The organism is Pseudoalteromonas sp. AWH4_217 (assembly GCF_056161105.1).
On sequence record NZ_JBSWYM010000002.1, the window covers coordinates 209142 to 226700 of the forward strand.

The window sequence follows — 17559 nt, forward strand, 5'->3', positions numbered from 1 at the left end:
AGAGTAAACTAAAAAGGCCGCAAATGCGGCCTTTAATGATTCTGAATGAGCGTTTAGCCTTTTACATCCAGGAAGCTCTTAAGTAAGTCAGAGCGTGAAGGGTGGCGCAGCTTACGCAAAGCCTTCGCTTCAATCTGACGGATACGTTCACGTGTCACGTCAAACTGCTTACCTACTTCTTCCAGAGTATGGTCGGTGTTCATGTCGATACCGAAACGCATACGTAGTACCTTGGCCTCACGTGCCGTCAGGCCAGCAAGTACTTCATTGGTGGCACCACGTAAGCTTTCCATTGTGGCTGAATCCACTGGCGACTCAATCGTCGTGTCTTCAATGAAATCACCCAGATGCGAATCTTCATCATCACCGATAGGTGTTTCCATGGAGATAGGCTCTTTGGCAATTTTCAGCACTTTACGGATCTTATCTTCTGGCATCATCATGCGCTCTGCCAGCTCTTCCGGGCTGGGTTCACGACCCATTTCCTGTAGCATCTGACGAGAGATACGATTCAACTTGTTGATCGTTTCAATCATGTGTACCGGAATACGGATAGTACGCGCCTGATCCGCAATTGAGCGGGTAATTGCCTGACGGATCCACCAGGTTGCATAAGTCGAGAACTTGTAACCACGGCGGTATTCGAATTTATCAACCGCTTTCATCAGACCTATGTTACCTTCCTGGATCAGATCCAAGAATTGCAGGCCACGGTTGGTGTACTTTTTGGCAATGGAGATAACCAGACGTAAGTTGGCTTCAACCATCTCTTTTTTCGCACGGCGGGCTTTCGCCTCACCTATACTCATACGACGGTTGATGTCTTTAATACGCTCAATGCTCAGGCCAGTGCTTTCTTCAATGGCAGTTAACTTGTTGACACAGCGTTCGATCTCTGGCTTAACGTCTGCCAGTTTAGCTGAATGTTTGTCACCTGCTGCAATTTCTGCATCCACCCAGGCCATGTCTGTTTCATTATTAGCAAAGTGCTTGATGAAGGTTTTCTTCGGCAGCTTTGCAATCTGAACGGCTTGCTTCATGATGATACGTTCTTGTACACGAACGCGATCCATCATGTCGCGCATGTTATTTACCATGCGGTCAAACTGTTTTGGAACCAGCTTGAACTTACGGAACAGCTCGCCAATCTCGGCGATGGCCGCTTGAGAATCTGGGTGTGCACGACCTTTTACTTCAAAACACTTACGTGCGTTGTTGTATAGGGTTCTTAATTCTTCGAAGTGCTCGCGTGCAATTTCAGGATCCGGGCCTGTATCTGCATCTTCTGAATCGTCGTCGTCTTCATCACCATCATCGTCTTCATCGTCTAAGTCTTCTTCACTTAGCTCTGAACCGATGTGTGTTGCTGAAATCGGGGCTTCATCGTCTTCTAACGAGTCAAAGAAACCAGAAACGATGTCGCTTAAGCGCATCTCTTCGGCTTCGTATTTGTCCCATTGTTCAAGCAGGTAGGTAATTGCTTCGGGATATTCGGCAACAGAGATCTGTACCTGGTTAATCCCTTCTTCAATACGCTTAGCGATTTGGATCTCGCCCTCACGTGTCAGCAGCTCAACCGTGCCCATTTCGCGCATGTACATGCGTACGGGATCTGTGGTTCTGCCGATTTCTTTTTCTACCGTTGCCAATGCGGCAGCCGCTGCTTCGGCTGCATCCTCGTCGGTCGTGGTTTCCTGCATCATCAGTTCATCGGCGTCCGGTGCAGATTCTGCTACCTGGATACCCATATCATTGATCATGCTAATGATATCTTCTACTTGATCCGAATCTATGATGTCTTGTGGAAGATGATCGTTAACTTCTGCAAAAGTTAAGTAACCTTGCTCTTTACCTTTCTGAATCAGAAGTTTGAGTTGTGACTGAGGAGATTGATCCATAGAGATTATTGCTTCCACTCTGATAAAGTTGTTACAACGGGCGTCAGCTAAAAACCACACTATTTTGGTTGACGCAGTGAATAGAACATTATAACAGCAAAAATTATTATTGACCAGTTCTTCGCGCACCTAACGCTTGAGTCAGAAGCGCACATTCCAGTCGTTCATCGCTGTTTAAGCCTTCGGTTTTGTCTTTAATTAATAAGGTCTCAAGGCGTAAATTTAAACACTGATCTTCAATAAACTGAAAAGTATTTTTAAATTCATCAACCAGCTTTTCTTCATCTATATTGTGCTGCCAGGTTGCCAGTTTGTTCAGCGCTGAGTATTCCGGCGTGTCCCGAAAAGCTTCAAGGATATGCGCGGTGGTATAATCGGGCCGCGATAAACAGGTCGCCTGTAAAGTCAGGAACAGGCGCATGCCGGGCAAGGGCAATTCTGCCAGTTCGGGTAAGTGCTCAACCACAGATGCCAGACTCGGGTGTTGCAATAACAGACCTATGGCCCGACGCATTGGTGTCACTTTAAACTTGCGCTCAATGGCATGTTGTTTTCGTGGCGTCGCCAGTTTGGCACTCAGTTGCTCACGGGTGCGGCCGATCAGGCGTGCCAGCGTACTCAGCAACGACTCCTGGTAATACTCACTCGGTATTTTTTCAATCAATGGCAGCGCCTCACTGAGCAGTTTAGCTTTACCGGCATCCGTGGTTAAATCGCACTGCTCCGATAGCCGGGCAAACAGCACTTTACTGTAGTCTTCGGCGTCTTTCAGTCGCTGCTCAAAAGCATCTTTGCCTTCTTTTTGTACTAAGGAATCCGGGTCTTCACCATCCGGAAGAAACACAAAACGCAGCGACTTACCGTCTTTCAGATTGGGCAGGGCATGCTCCAGCGCACGCCAGGCGGCATCTTTACCGGCCCGGTCGCCATCGTAACAACAAATAACCTGATCGGTGTTACGGAACAAGGTCTGCATATGCTCTGCCGTAGTGGCGGTGCCCAGTGCGGCAACTGCATAATCGATGCCATACTCCGAGAGGGCTACGACGTCCATATAGCCTTCGACTATCAGCACTTGTGCCAGCTGGCGATGGGCCTGCTTGGCTTCATAAAAGCCGTATAACTCAAAGCTTTTATGGAAGATTCGGGTTTCCGGCGAGTTGAGATATTTTGGTCCCTGATCTTGCCCCATGACTCGGCCACCGAAGGCGATCACCCGACCGCGTTTATCACGGATGGGGAACATCAGTCGATCGCGAAAAAAGTCAAACTGACGCCCCGGTGACTTTTCTGTCGCAAGTTTCAATTCAACCAGCTGCTGGCGCTGAGCCGGGTTGCGTGCCAGCGTGCGGATCAGCTGATCCCACTCGGGCGGCGCAAAGCCCATCTGAAATTTATCGATGGTTTGCTGGGACAAACCACGTCCAGAAATATAGGCTTTAACCTCTGCGGATTTCTGATGCTGATTAAGTTGCTGCTGATAAAAGCGCGCAGTTTGCTGCATCAGATCGTAGTCGGACTTTTTCTCTTCGAAGCTACGTTGTGGCCCACCCAGGCCTTGCTCTCGGGGGATCTCCAGGCTGAATTGTCCCGCCAGTTCTTCGATGGCATCGACAAATTCCAGCTTGTCGTATTCCATTAAAAAGGAGATAGCGTTGCCATTGGCACCGCAGCCAAAGCAGTGATAAAACTGCTTGTCACGAGAGACGGTGAAAGAGGGAGATTTCTCGTTATGAAAAGGGCAGCAGGCCTGATAATCTTTGCCGGCTTTTTTCAGACCGATGCGGTTATCGATTAATTCAACGATGTCGGTTCTGGCCAACAGGTCGTCAATAAATTGTCTTGGAATTTTTCCTGCCATTTTTACCCTATCGCTTAGACGAAGAAACCGAGCGCTAGGCTCGGTTTACTTATAATCATACTTGATGCGGGGCTTATGCGCTAAGCTTCTGTTTAATTAAACCTGAAACTTTGCCCATATCAGCGCGACCTTCAGCTTTTGCTTTAATCACGCCCATTACTTTGCCCATGTCCTGCATGCCAGCGGCGCCGGTATCGGCGATTGCAGAATCGATCAATGTTGCTATCTCTTCTTCACTCAAAGGTTGAGGTAAGAAGGACTCCAGCACAGTGATCTCACCAGCTTCTACGTCGGCTAAGTCTTCGCGGCCAGCATCTTTATACTGAGTATAAGAATCGCGGCGTTGCTTTACCAGCTTCACTAGAACGGAGGTAATACCTGCGTCGTCCAGTGTCGTTTGGTTATCGATTTCTCGTTGCTTAACTTCAGCAAGGGCAGCACGAATAGCTGTAAGACGAGGTTTGTCTTTGGCTTTCATGGCTGCTTTTTGCGCGTCTTTTAACGTAGCTAACAGGCTCATATGCAAGACTCGCAGCGATTAGTATAATTTAACGCGACGTGCGTTTTCGCGAGAAAGCTTTTTCATGTGACGCTTTACAGCAGCTGCTTTCTTGCGCTTACGCTCAGCTGTTGGCTTTTCATAGTGCTCGCGACGACGAACTTCTGAAAGGATACCTGCTTTTTCACATGAACGCTTGAAACGACGAAGTGCTACGTCAAACGGTTCGTTCTCTCTTACTTTAATTACTGGCATTAAAAATTCACCTACCTAATTAGTGAGCTTTGCTCTAACCGACCAAAAAACGGTCAATTGGTTCAAAAATGGTGCGGTATTGTAAGCCGAAGCATCACCGCATGTAAAGACCAAATTATAGTTAAAATTGCAGCAACTGTCATGCCTAAAGCCCGACACGAGGTTGAACACCAGCATTTATACTAAACGGCCTATTATTTCAGCTGTTTAGCCTTGCTGTTGCCGGATAGTTAAGTGCGTTGGAAGAGTCGACAACAAACCTGACCCGCCAACTTTTCTTTTAAGATGGTCCAGTTTTCGGGGAAGGTGGGTGTACTTTCGCGTTCAAACTCGACATAAACCAGAGCATCTTCACTCAGCCAGTGATTGGCTTCGAGTAAAGCACAGCTGGTTTGCACCATATCGCGCCTGAACGGCGGATCAACAAAAACCAGATCATAAGCGTGTGGCGCTTCAGTGGCCAGTCTGGCCAAGGTGTCACCGTGCTCGACCTGGGCATTATCCAGCTTGAGGGTAACAATATTCTGTTGCAACTGCTGGGCAACTTGTTTATCGAATTCAAAAAAGGTAGCACTGTGCGCAAATCGCGATAAAGCCTCAAACCCGAGGCTACCAGAACCTGCAAAGCAATCTAATACTTTGGCATTTCTGACATCCTGCATCAGCCAGTTGAACAGGGTTTCTTTAACTCTGTCGGTGGTTGGTCTGAGCCCTTCAACGTCTTTGACTGGTAATTTACGACCCCGAAATCGGCCACTGATCACACGAATATGCCCTGACACTGGCTTTTTAGATTGTTGCTTTCTCATTTTTTACCAACTGCGTGCAAAATATGACGCTCAGTATACCGCATCGGGGCAGGAGTATAGCAAGATTTATTGCTGCCTGATGCCGTTATCAGACAGATATCATTAAGCTGTGATTTTTCATCCTATTGGAACATGGTACACTGTCGCCCCAACAATGACAGAGCTTGTTATCAGCCATGTACATGGCCTGTCAGGTCTTCCACCAGAGCGCTCATGCGCATGGATTATCTGCGCCAATAAGTTCTCACTAATTTGATTACACACTAAAACGGTATTTAGCGAGTTATGGGTAAAAAGAGCAAAATTCTATCCTGGTTAGGGTTCGGAAAATCAGACAAAAAACAGCAAGAAGCTGAACGAGAAGCCGCTCGCTTGGCCGAAGAACAGGCTGCGCGAGAAGAAGCCGAGCGTTTAGCCAAAGAGCAGGCGGAGCGTGAAGAAGCGGCGCGTTTAGCTAAAGAGCAGGCGGAGCGTGAAGAAGCCGAGCGCTTAGCTAAAGAGCAGGCGGAGCGTGAAGAAGCAGCGCGTTTAGCGAAAGAACAGGCGGAACGTGAAGAAGCCGAGCGTTTGGCCAAAGAACAGGCGGAACATGAAGAAGCCGAGCGCTTAGCCAAAGAACAGGCGGAACGTGAAGAAGCGGCGCGTTTAGCCAAAGAGCAGGCGGAACGTGAAGAAGCCGAGCGCTTAGCTAAAGAACAAGCAGAACGTGAAGAAGCAGCGCGTTTAGCGAAAGAACAAGCAGAACGTGAAGAAGCCGAGCGTTTAGCGAAAGAACAGGCGGAACGTGAAGAAGCCGAGCGCTTAGCCAAAGAGCTGGCTGAGCGTGAAGAAGCGGCGCGTTTAGCGAAAGAGCAGGCGGAAAGTGAAGAAGCCGAGCGTTTAGCCAAAGAGCAGGCGGAGCGTGAAGAAGCGGCGCGTTTAGCGAAAGAGCAGGCGGAACGTGAAGAAGCCGAGCGTTTAGCGAAAGAACAAGCAGAACGTGAAGAAGCAGCGCGTTTAGCGAAAGAGCAGGCAGAACGTGAAGAAGCTGAGCGTTTGGCGAAAGAACAGGCGGAACGTGAAGAAGCAGCGCGTTTAGCCAAAGAACAAGCGGAACGTGAAGAAGCAGCGCGTTTAGCCAAAGAGCAGGCGGAACGTGAAGAAGCAGCGCGTTTGGCGAAAGAGCAGGCGGAACGTGAAGAAGCTGAGCGTTTAGCCAAAGAACAGGCAGAGCGTGAAGAAGCAGCGCGTTTAGCCAAAGAACAGGCTGAGCGTGAAGAAGCAGAGCGTTTAGCCAAAGAGCAGGCGGAACGTGAAGAAGCGGAGCGTCAGGCTCAGGAACAAGAGAAGCCTAAAAAGAAAGGGTTCTTTGCACGTCTGAAGCAGGGCTTGTTAAAAACCAAGACCAACATAGGCTCCGGCTTTGCCAATATTTTCCGTGGCAAGAAGATCGACGATGAGTTGTTCGAAGATCTTGAAACACAATTACTGATGGCGGACATAGGTGTTGATACCACCATGAAGCTGATCGACAACCTGACCGATGCGGCAGATCGTAAACAGCTGAAAGACGGTGATGCCCTGTATGACCTGATGAAACAGGAAATGGCAGACATTCTGAAAGATGCTGAAAAGCCACTTGAGATCCCGGCCAATAAAAAGCCATTTGTGATCCTGATGGTAGGAGTTAATGGTGTCGGTAAAACCACCACAATCGGTAAGATGGCTAAGCAGTTCCAGGCTCAGGGAAAGTCTGTGATGCTGGCTGCGGGTGATACTTTCCGTGCAGCAGCGGTAGAGCAGCTGCAAGTATGGGGTGAGCGTAACGATATTCCCGTGATAGCTCAGCATACCGGTGCGGACAGTGCCTCGGTGGTATTTGACGCTTTCCAGGCGGCACAAGCACGTGATGTCGATGTATTAATTGCAGATACCGCAGGCCGCCTGCAAAATAAAGATAACCTGATGCAGGAGCTTGAAAAAATTGCACGGGTTATGAAGAAGCTGGATCCGGATGCGCCACACGAAGTGATGCTCACTATCGATGCCGGCACAGGCCAAAATGCGATTAGTCAGGTGAAACTATTTGATCAGGCTGTGGGTCTGACTGGCATTACCCTGACTAAGCTGGATGGCACGGCAAAGGGGGGGGTGATCTTTGCGGTTGCAGATCAATTTAAGGTACCTATCCGTTATATTGGTGTAGGCGAAAGTATTGACGACCTGAGAACATTTAAGAGCGATGACTTTATCGAAGCACTTTTTAGTCAGGATAATGAAAGCTAATAACCAAGTGCTGTTCTGATCCTGCTGGTCGGGATCAGGTAAATCGGAAGCAGTATAACGAAAGCAGGGCAGGCAATGATCAAGTTTGAGCAAGTCAGTAAAACTTACCCCGGAGGCCACCGGGCGCTGGAAAAGGTCAGTTTTGAACTCGCCAAAGGTGAGCTGGCATTTCTGACCGGTCACAGTGGTGCGGGTAAGAGTACCCTGCTTAAATTGATCAGCCTGATGGAACGTCCGTCTGCAGGGCGTGTTGCTATCAATGGCGTCGATCTGAATCAAATCAAAAATAGCCAGGTGCCTTATATTCGCCGCGACATTGGCATCATATTCCAGAACCATCGCTTGCTGGAGCGCTATAACGTATTTGATAATGTGGCACTGCCTTTAGTTATAGAAGGCACACATCACAAACATATGACCAAGCGCGTCCATGCCGCGCTGGATAAGGTTGGTCTGCTGGATAAAGTAAAGTGTCAGCCGAGCACTTTGTCCGGCGGTGAGCAGCAGCGAGTGGGTATTGCACGAGCGATTGTGAATTCACCCCCTTTATTACTGGCAGATGAGCCGACCGGTAACCTGGACCCTGAATTGTCGATGGAAATTCTCAAATTGTTTGAAGACTTCAACCGCCATGGTACGTCGGTTATGATTGCCACCCACGATCTGGGGTTGATCGCACGGATGAAATATCGCAGCCTGACCCTGGATCACGGCCGCTTGATTCAGGATCCTTTGTTAGGGTCTTCGCTGCCGGGAGACACGCTATGAGTTTATTGTTCAAAGGCCGCGGCTCGCAAAACGACAAGCAAAGCAAATCAGTGATCCTGAAGTGTTACTTCTTCATTATTACTATCCTGCGTCAGGGCGTGCACAGTTTAGGCGAAATGTGGCGCACACCCATGGCGTCGATGATGACCATTCTGGTGTTAGGTTTGAGTCTGACACTACCCACCACACTTTATGTGGTGGTCAAGAATGTTCAGAAAGTCAGTAGCGGTTTTCAGGAGGCAGCAGAGATTTCTTTGTTCGTCAAAGAAACCGTGAGTGAGCAGGCGACGCAAACTCTGGTTAAACGATTAGCGCTATATCCTGAAATTGAAACTGTCAGTTTCATAGGCAAAGATAAGGCGCTGGAAGAGTTCAAATCTATTTCCGGGTTCGGCCAGGCACTGGATTATCTCGAAGAAAACCCGTTGCCTAGCGTGGTCCTCGTGACACCGACGGTACGCCATCGCAGTGCGCAGGCGGCTAATGCCTTGCTAAATAAACTTGAGCAGGAAAGAGAAATTGAGTTTGGCAAACTGGATATTGAGTGGCTTGAACGCCTTAATGCCTTACTCAGCCTGCTTAAAGAAAGCGTGATCACCATTGGTCTGTTATTGCTTACCGCAGTTGTGTTGATCATCGGTAACACAATCCGTCTGTCTATTATGGATAAAAAAGAAGAGATCCAGGTGCTTAAACTCGTGGGCGCAACGAACACCTTTATTCATACCCCATTTTTGTGGACTGGGATCTGGTATGGCATTATTGGCGGCCTGATTGCGTTTATCTGCGTTATGCTGATGTTATGGTGGCTTGAGTCTGCGGTTGCTATGGTTGTTGGGGTATATCAGAGTAACTTCGTATTGCAGGGCTTATCGGGAAGCGAACTGATGTGCTTGCTGCTTCTGGCTGTTGCCCTGGGCTTTGTCGGTTCCTTTCTATCGGTACAGAAGTACATAAAGGACATTGAACCTGATAAGGTTTAGCACCCGGGCAGCGCGTCCGCTGAGATAACCGAGTGCTAACTTGAGTTTGGGCTTAGCACTCTTGCAAACAATTTTAGCACCTTTACCCCCTAAATTAGCACTCCAAAATATCGCTACTTAGACTTATCTGAATACAGGCTTAGCAAGCTCACTTTTTTACAGTTAAAATAACCCATATAAATCAAGGATTTAATTATTAATTAAAGTGTAATAATAAAAGGCTTGATCTTTGAGGGTGAAAAGTAGTAGATTGCATTTAGCACTCTAAGGTAAAGAGTGCTAAAATTGGCAAAACGAATTATCACTGAGGTGAAAAATGAGTAAAGACATTTATGCGATGGCACTGACCGCTGGGCAACAAAGCGCGAGTATAGAAGGCTACCTACAATCGGTAAGTTCTATTCCGATGCTGGATGCTGAGCAGGAGAAAGCGCTGGCAACCCGCCTACACGAGGATGGGGATTTGCACGCAGCAAAGCAGCTCATTATCTCTCACTTACGATTTGTTGCGCATATTGCCAAAAGCTACTCTGGTTATGGCCTGCCACAGGCAGACTTAATCCAGGAAGGCAACATCGGTCTGATGAAAGCGGTGAAGCGCTTCAATCCGACAGTGGGTGTGCGTCTGGTGTCGTTTGCAGTACACTGGATCAAGGCTGAAATCCACGAATACGTGCTTAAAAACTGGCGTATTGTTAAAGTTGCGACGACCAAAGCGCAACGTAAACTATTCTTCAACCTGCGCAAAAACAAAAAGCGTCTGGGTTGGTTTAACCAGGAAGAGATCACCACAGTTGCTAATGAGCTGGGTGTGAGCGAAAAAGAAGTACGTGAAATGGAATCGCGGATGAGTGGTCAGGACATGGGCTTTGACCTGACGTCAGACGATGACGACAATGCACCGAGCAGCAGCTTCTCACCGGTTCAGTATTTAACGGATGCCAGCAGTGATGTGGCAGAAGTGATTGAAGAAGAGCAATGGCAGGAGCAATCACAAAACCGCCTGATTGCGGCCATGAAGACGCTGGATGAGCGTTCTCAGGACATCGTTGCCGCGCGCTGGTTATCAGAAGATAAGGCCACGTTACAAGACCTGGCGGATAAATACCAGGTGTCAGCGGAGCGAGTGCGTCAGCTGGAAAAATCTGCAATGAAGAAGTTGCAGGCAGCAATGAGCTAATTATTTAAGCTGTATAAAGAAATTGTAGAATGCCGCTCAATAGAGCGGCATTTTTTATGACTGTAATAAAATTGAGCTTACAAGTGTACGCCTATTTGATTATAATGCGCCGACTTGATAATAGGAGTCTCTATTTTGTTAGCTGTAGTTCGAATTCTGGCAATGGCGCTGTTCATTATCCTCAGTTGTCTGGCAGGCCTGACATTAAGCCTTATCCGTCCATTCCATGCCAATAATGTGCATGTGATTGCCTCCTGGTTTGGCAAGATGTCCCGTGTGATCGGGGTTAAACTGGAAGTCTCGATTGATCCCGGTGCCAAAGATCTTGGCCCGGCCATGTACATTGCCAATCATCAAAACAACTATGACTTGTTCACTTTACCTGCTGTTGTACCGCACAACACGGTAAGTATGGGTAAGAAAAGCCTGAAATGGGTACCATTTTTCGGGCAACTATATTGGCTGTCCGGCAACATTTTAATCGACCGAGCCAATCGCACTAAAGCGGTGAATACATTGGGCAAGTCTATCGCGAAAATCAAACAACGGGGAATGTCTCTATGGATGTTTCCGGAGGGCACGCGTAGCTATGGCAGAGGCTTATTACCCTTTAAAACGGGGGCGTTTCATACTGCGATGAGTGCAGATGTGCCGGTCGTACCTGTGTGTATGAACAACACTGCAGGTCAGATCAAACTCAATCGCTGGGATAATGGCACTGTCTATATTGATATTCTGGCGCCAATTCCGTTAGATAAAGACACACCAGCGCGAGAGCATGCTAAGCAGATCCATGCTAAAATGGCGGAACATATTGCACAGTTAGACGAAAAAGTGAGAGCAGCACGTGGAAAATTGGCAAGAGATCAGTGAAGACATCGTTGAGTCGTTGTTAGAAGATGGATCGAACCCCGATGTATTGTATGAAGTAGAGCATCATTTTGTCAGTGAAGACTTTGAGAAACTTGAACAAGCAGCGCTCGCTGCCTTTAAACTAGGTTATGATGTAGAAGATCCAGCGGAACTTGAACTGGAAGATGGCAGCAAAATCTGGGGTTTTGATGTAGTGGTTGAAGCTGAACTAGATGCTGAAGTGATTATGGAAGATGTCACCAAGCTGGTTGAAATTGCTACGCACTGTGGCGTTGAATATGATGGCTGGGGCACCTACTTCCAGGAGTAATTCAGCATCGCAACAATAGGTCAGAGTGCTGTTTAGCCTCTGACTGCACATTAATTAATAAACACTCATTCTTTTTTCTTAAACTCACACCATTTACTAGACAATTTAGTCTGGCCTATGCATATTAGTGCAATTTACACTGCCGTCAGGCATCATGCGAGCGATATGCGAGTCACCCTCCCTATTGAAGAGTTAAAACCCGGCATGTTTGTGGACAGCGTTCACAAGCAAAAGTCAGGCGCTGAAGTTAAAATCAAATCTCGAGGCATGGTTCGGGATGAAGCTATCATTGCCCGTCTGGCCGCGAACGGGGTGGTTGAGCTGAATATTGACTTTGCTCAAAGTGATATTCCGGTACCTGAAAAATACCAGGCCCCTGAAGTAAAACAAGACAAGCCAGAAGCGAAGCCAAAAGAAAAACCTGCTAAGGAAACAAAGACACAGCTCACTAAAGACAAAGAAATCAGTCTTGAAGATGAGTTTGCCAACGCAGCGAGGCAGTTTGAACAGCACAATAAGCAACTGCAAATGCTGTATGGTAATTTAACGGCAGGCATGCAGGTTGATATGACACTGATCAATGATATCAGTCAGGAAATCGTCGGTTCTGTGCTGAGAAATACCAATGCTATGGCAATCCTTACCCGGATCAAAGACAAAGAGGGGTTTAACTGGCGCCATATGATCAACTGTGCCATCTTGGTCACCGTCTTTGCAAAGTATCTGGGCCTTGGTAAGAAGGTAATTGAACAAATGGCAATTGGTGCCATGCTACACGACGTCGGACATACCAAGATACCTCAGGGGATCATTGATAAGAATGGCCCGCTAAACAAGCTGGAAATGAAAACCATGCAACGCCATGTTGCGCAGTCTCTCGGGCTTACCCGTGACGCGCCAGGGATCACTCCACTGATGCTCGATATGATTGTCAGCCACCATGAGCGCCTGGATGGTAGTGGTTATCCTCGCCGCCTGCAAGGTATGCAGATCAGCAAAGCTGCGCGCATAATGGCCATTGTGGACGTGTATGAGGGGATGACCGCAGAGCGCCCTCATCGAGATGGCGACGAACCCCTGGTAGCATTGCGGTATTTGCTGGCTAACAAGGCACAGTTTGATCCTGTGCTGGTACAACATTTTATCAAGTGTATTGGTGTACATCCGGTAGGCACGATTGTTAAGCTCAGTAATGAGCGCCTGGCGCTCGTATTGGAAGGTAATCGAGGTGCACCGACCGCACCCAAAGTACGAGTCTTTTACAATACCAAGCATATGCACCATATCACAGCCAAAGATATTGATTTAAACGAGCAAGATAAAATCAAGATCGCATCTACCGTTCGACCTTTAGATTATCAAATCAATTTATCCCGTCTGTTAAAAGATCATCTGCTCGTTTAAGCTTACGCTTTTGCCATTGCGCAGATAACAAGGCTCCGGCAAGGCAGCTGGCCATCATCAGGATCCATACCAGAGTGCCTTTTTCAGTATGCAGGGCCAGACAGCTAAACATTAAGGCAAGCAGGGCACTGAGTATTGCTGCTAACCAGTATTGGTTGAGCGGGTTGTCGCATTGCCCGGCCCGTTGACAAGCACAATAGTTTGCTTTGCATAGACTGTAGACGCTAAGTCCACAGAATGTCAGTGCACCGATCATTAATACTGCCAGCATAGCCCTAACCTCCCTACAAATACCCTGAATCTTCAGAGCTGTGAATGTGGCTAAGAGTATATGCGAAACATCTACCTCTTTTCAATAGTAATGAGAATTAATATCATTTGAGTCTGTGGCAATAGGGTTAGAGTAATTGCTCTTGCCCTGATCTGATGTGTTAATAAATTGCGTTAAATGCTCCAATTTTGCTCAATTGGGTGGTTAAAAGTGTTTAAGTTGCGGATTTTTCTTCGTCTTTTATGTACTGTGTGGGCAATTTTTTATTCTTGTTGAATAACATTTGAGGTTGAGAATGAATACAGTACTACGCGCATTGGTAGCGACAGGTTTGATGGCGGCGTCTTCGCAGTCACTGGCAGCGGCATTTCAGCTGGCTGAGCAAAATGTTTCCGGGTTGGGCCGTGCCTATGCTGGCGAAGCCAGTGCCGCTGATGATGCGTCGGTTGTGGCACGTAACCCCGCGTTAATGGGCCAGTTCGAGGGCGTTCAGGTGAGTGCTGCAGCTATGTATGTTGAACCGGATGTTAGCTTAGAAGGTACATCTACTAACAATGGGTTACCTGCAAACCTGCTGGACGATAACAGCATTGCGCCAAGTGCCGTGGTACCTGCCGTATTTATGATAGCACGTTTGAACGAGCAGTGGTCTGTCGGTGCGGGGATCTACTCTCAATTTGGTCTGGCAACTGAGTTCGATAAAGACTATGTTGCCGGCCAGCTGGCAGGTGAGACTGAAATAGTTACGATCAATACGGGTGTCTCTGTGGCCTATGAAATTGACGCACAATGGACACTGGCACTGGGCCTGAATCATGTTTATGCCGACGCAAAAGTGATCCGTCATCTGGGTGCAAACCCTTTACAAGCCCCGGCCAGCACAGAAGTGGTTAACCTGGAAGGGGACGACAGTGGCTATGGCTGGAACCTGGGTCTGAGTTATCAAATTGATGCTGACAACCGTTTGGGTTTTCATTATCGCAGCGAAACAGATATTACCTTTGACGGTCATTTCAGTAACCAGATCCCGGCGGTACTTGGTGGAACCAATGGGGCTGCGCTGGCTGGTACACTGGATCTGACGCTTCCTGCGATGGCTGAAATTTCTGGTACACATAAACTGACCGAGCCTATGACGTTGCACTACAGCGTGCTGTGGACGGGTTGGAACAGCTTTCAGGAGCTTGAAGCGCAAGTGGCCGGTAAGCCCGTGTTTAATAAACAGGAGCTTTTCGATAACTCATTGCGTTTCTCTGTTGGGGGCGATTATCAGTGGAGTGAGTCTCTGAAATTGCGTGCAGGTCTGGCTTATGACAGCTCACCGGCCAATGAGTCGCATATGTCTATCTCCATTCCGGACACTGACCGTACCTGGTACTCATTCGGTGCTGAGTATCAACTGAGCGAAGCGGCGAGCGTGGACTTAGGGTTGAGTATTCTGCGTGGTAAAACTCAGACCTTTGTTGAGAAAGACAGCCTTGGTAGCGAGTGGGGCTTTAAGTCCAAAGGTCATGCTACGGTTGTGGGCATTCAGTATAATCACAGCTTCTGAACATATGCGTAATAAAAAAGCGGCTAGAGAGCCGCTTTTTATTGCTTACAGGAGTGCTTTCAATTGATAAAGCAGGTCGTGAGCTGCTCGGGGCGATAGCTCGTCCGGGTCAATCTCTGCAAGCATTTGTTCGACTTCAGACGGTTCACTGACCAAAGGCAAACTTTGCTGTATTTGGGATGCCGGGGCTGTCTGCGGGCTTTCGACCACACTTTGGTGTTGCTCCAGCAAGGCCAGTTTACGCTTGGCCATGGCCAGCACCGCTTTGGGTACTCCTGCGAGTCCGGCGACCTGCAAGCCAAAGCTTTTACTCGCGGCGCCTTCCATGACCGTGTGTTTAAACGCAATGGTGTCGTTATGCTCAACGGCATCCAGATGCACATTGACCAGGCCTGATTGCTGTTCAGCCAGTTCTGTCAGCTCAAAATAATGGGTGGCAAACAGCGTTTTGGCGGCTATTTTACCAGCCAGATAGTCGGCGGTCGCATAAGCCAAAGAGAGACCATCGTAGGTACTGGTACCCCGGCCAATTTCGTCCATTAAGACCAGAGATTGTGCCGTTGCGTTGTTCAGTATGGTGGCCGTTTCGGTCATTTCAACCATAAAGGTTGAGCGTCCGGAAGCCAGATCGTCACTGGCGCCGATTCGGGTGAAAATGCGGTCAACTTTGCCTATTTGAGCTGCACTGGCAGGGACATAACTGCCAATGTGTGCCATCAGCACGATCAGCGCTGTCTGACGCATGTAGGTCGATTTACCGCCCATATTGGGACCTGTGATGATCAGCATCTTGCGATCCGCATTGAGGTGGACCGGGTTGGCAATAAAGGGCTCTTTACTGACCTGCTCTACGACCGGGTGACGACCGGCTTCGATGTGGATCTCATCGCCATTACTCAATTCAGGTTTACAGTAATCCAGCGTTTGCGCCCGCTCTGACAGAGTATTGAGTACATCCAAATCGGCCAGCGCCGCCGCCATGGTTTGTAGCTGCTCTATATAGGGCGCAATCAAAGTAAACAGCTCTTCATACAGCTGCTTTTCAAGCGCCAGTGCCTTGCTTTGGCTACCCAGGACTTTGTCTTCATGCTCTTTGAGCTCAGGAATGATATAGCGCTCGTTGTTTTTCAGTGTCTGACGGCGAATATATTCAGGCGGCGCCAGGTGTGAGTTGGCTTTGCTGATCTCAATATAAAAGCCATGTACTTTGTTGTAGCCAATTTTCAGTGTGCTGATCCCGGTGCGCTCACGTTCACGCTCTTCGAGCTGATCCAGCACATCTGTAGCCCCTTCACTGAGCGCACGCCATTCATCCAGCTCACTATTATAACCGGGTGCAATTACACCGCCATCGCGGATCAGTACGGGTGGGTTGTCTATGATGGCACGCTCTAACAATTCCTGAAGTTTTGGCAAAGTCGGAGAATGTGCGCGGATCTGCTGCAGTCTTGGATCGCGACTTTCTCCAAGTAGTTGATGTAGCGGCGGCAGGGCCTGCAATGCATTACGTAACCGGGTGAGGTCTCTTGGGCGCGCATTGCACAGCGCTAGGCGAGCAACCACACGTTCAATATCACCAATCTGACGCAGACCGTCGTACACCTCGATAGCAAGCTGGGATTCGATCAGGCTGGCAATGGCATTGAGCCGGGCATTGAGCTCGTCACGGTTGCGCACCGGTGTGTGAATGCGTCGTTTTAGCAATCGTGAGCCCATTGGGGTCGCTGTTTTATCCAGTACTTGTGCCAGGGTATTCTCTATACTGCCAGACAAGTTGACAGTCAGTTCAAGGTTTTTACGCGTGGCGGCATCCAGAATAACTGCATGCTCGTTTTTCTCCAGCGTAATGGCTCGAATATGGGGTAGTGCAGTGCGCTGAGTGTCTTTGACGTATTGCATCACACATCCAGCTGCAACTAACCCCGTTTTGGCTTCTGCAACACCAAAGCCGATGAGGTCCTGTGTACCGAATTGCTGGCAAAGCAGATGGGTGGCGGTGTCGAGATCAAATTCCCAGTCCGGGCGCCGTCTGGCGCCTTTCACCTGCTCTAGCACCAACAGGTTGCTAAATGACTCGGGGTAAAGTAACTCTGCGGGTTGTAACCTCTGTAACGTAGAGCTCAGCGCTTCGTCGGTGGTCAGCTCAACTATGTTAAATCGTCCGGAGTTGATGTCCAGGTAAGCCACGCCATAGCGTTGTTTATCTTGCCACAGAGCCGCAAGCAGGTTGTCCTGACGTTCTTGCAGCAAGGCTTCATCGGTCACAGTACCTGGGGTGACGATACGTACGACTTTGCGTTCAACAGGGCCTTTGCTGGTCGCGGGGTCGCCGACCTGCTCGCAGATCGCCACAGACTCGCCCATCTGGACCAATCGAGCCAGGTAATTTTCAACTGCATGATAAGGCACCCCAGCCATTGGAATGGGCGCACCGCCCGCTTTACCTCTATGAGTCTGGGAAATATCCAGCAGTTGGGCGGCGCGGATGGCATCGTCAAAGAACAGCTCATAGAAATCACCCATACGATAAAACAGCAGAATATCCGGGTGTTGTGCTTTGATCCTAAGATACTGCTGCATCATGGGGGTTTGTTGTTTTATAGTATGTTCGGAATAAAGATCTAACGACAT

15 protein-coding genes are annotated in these 17559 nt (G+C 48.5%); 8 read left to right on the forward strand and 7 right to left on the reverse strand.

Annotated features, from left to right (window positions below):
* Positions 1 to 53: 53 nt before the first annotated feature.
* The 5 genes from rpoD to rsmD form a co-directional block, all read right to left on the reverse strand.
* A complete protein-coding gene (gene rpoD, locus ACXAH1_RS02680; protein WP_138544547.1) occupies positions 54 to 1898 on the reverse strand; it encodes an RNA polymerase sigma factor RpoD in 1845 nt (614 codons plus the stop codon).
* A gap of 106 nt (positions 1899 to 2004) precedes the next feature.
* Positions 2005 to 3759, reverse strand: coding sequence for a DNA primase (dnaG, locus tag ACXAH1_RS02685; protein ID WP_253045819.1), 1755 nt, complete (start codon positions 3757 to 3759; stop codon positions 2005 to 2007).
* 73 nt (positions 3760 to 3832) lie between these two features.
* Entirely contained in the window at positions 3833 to 4279 is a 447-nt protein-coding gene (locus ACXAH1_RS02690) for a GatB/YqeY domain-containing protein (protein WP_046004287.1), read from the reverse strand.
* 18 nt (positions 4280 to 4297) lie between these two features.
* A complete protein-coding gene (gene rpsU / locus ACXAH1_RS02695; protein WP_010362466.1) occupies positions 4298 to 4513 on the reverse strand; it encodes a 30S ribosomal protein S21 in 216 nt (71 codons plus the stop codon).
* A gap of 230 nt (positions 4514 to 4743) precedes the next feature.
* On the reverse strand, positions 4744 to 5322 hold the full coding sequence (rsmD, locus tag ACXAH1_RS02700; RefSeq protein WP_475193540.1) for a 16S rRNA (guanine(966)-N(2))-methyltransferase RsmD: 579 nt from the start codon (positions 5320 to 5322) through the stop codon (positions 4744 to 4746).
* A 285-nt stretch (positions 5323 to 5607) separates the two neighbouring features.
* Here rsmD and ftsY point away from each other — a divergent pair, with 285 nt between their 5' ends.
* The 7 genes from ftsY to ACXAH1_RS02735 all read left to right on the forward strand — a co-directional run bounded on the left by ftsY (position 5608) and on the right by ACXAH1_RS02735 (position 13105).
* The gene (gene ftsY, locus ACXAH1_RS02705) at positions 5608 to 7587 is read left to right on the forward strand and encodes a signal recognition particle-docking protein FtsY (RefSeq protein WP_475193542.1); all 1980 of its coding nucleotides are present in this window, start codon (positions 5608 to 5610) and stop codon (positions 7585 to 7587) included.
* Between the two features lie 75 nt (positions 7588 to 7662).
* Positions 7663 to 8355: a cell division ATP-binding protein FtsE gene (gene ftsE, locus ACXAH1_RS02710; protein ID WP_475193543.1), complete on the forward strand. Its 693-nt coding sequence runs from the start codon at positions 7663 to 7665 to the stop codon at positions 8353 to 8355.
* Positions 8352 to 9338, forward strand: a complete 987-nt coding sequence (gene ftsX / locus ACXAH1_RS02715) for a permease-like cell division protein FtsX (RefSeq protein ID WP_475193544.1) — start codon at positions 8352 to 8354, stop codon at positions 9336 to 9338. The genes ftsE and ftsX overlap by 4 nt, the downstream gene beginning before the upstream one ends.
* Before the next feature lie 316 nt (positions 9339 to 9654).
* Positions 9655 to 10518, forward strand: coding sequence for an RNA polymerase sigma factor RpoH (rpoH, locus tag ACXAH1_RS02720; protein ID WP_054014420.1), 864 nt, complete (start codon positions 9655 to 9657; stop codon positions 10516 to 10518).
* A 135-nt stretch (positions 10519 to 10653) separates the two neighbouring features.
* Positions 10654 to 11391: a 1-acylglycerol-3-phosphate O-acyltransferase gene (locus tag ACXAH1_RS02725; RefSeq protein WP_475193547.1), complete on the forward strand. Its 738-nt coding sequence runs from the start codon at positions 10654 to 10656 to the stop codon at positions 11389 to 11391.
* The gene (gene rraB, locus ACXAH1_RS02730; RefSeq protein WP_138545681.1) at positions 11366 to 11701 is read left to right on the forward strand and encodes a ribonuclease E inhibitor RraB; all 336 of its coding nucleotides are present in this window, start codon (positions 11366 to 11368) and stop codon (positions 11699 to 11701) included. Before ACXAH1_RS02725 ends, rraB begins: the two co-directional genes overlap by 26 nt.
* 165 nt (positions 11702 to 11866) lie before the next feature.
* Positions 11867 to 13105, forward strand: coding sequence for an HD-GYP domain-containing protein (locus ACXAH1_RS02735; protein WP_475193549.1), 1239 nt, complete (start codon positions 11867 to 11869; stop codon positions 13103 to 13105).
* On the opposite strand, the gene ACXAH1_RS02740 is transcribed toward ACXAH1_RS02735, so the two are convergent.
* Positions 13065 to 13376, reverse strand: a complete 312-nt coding sequence (locus ACXAH1_RS02740; protein WP_475193551.1) for a hypothetical protein — start codon at positions 13374 to 13376, stop codon at positions 13065 to 13067. The genes ACXAH1_RS02735 and ACXAH1_RS02740 overlap by 41 nt on opposite strands.
* 295 nt (positions 13377 to 13671) lie before the next feature.
* Between ACXAH1_RS02740 and ACXAH1_RS02745 the strand changes: the two genes are divergently transcribed.
* A complete protein-coding gene (locus ACXAH1_RS02745) occupies positions 13672 to 14928 on the forward strand; it encodes an outer membrane protein transport protein (protein WP_475193555.1) in 1257 nt (418 codons plus the stop codon).
* Positions 14929 to 14973: 45 nt separating this feature from the next.
* Here the strand turns inward: ACXAH1_RS02745 and mutS are convergent, their stop codons facing one another.
* Complete coding sequence (mutS, locus tag ACXAH1_RS02750) at positions 14974 to 17559, reverse strand: DNA mismatch repair protein MutS (protein WP_475193558.1); 2586 nt, start codon at positions 17557 to 17559, stop codon at positions 14974 to 14976.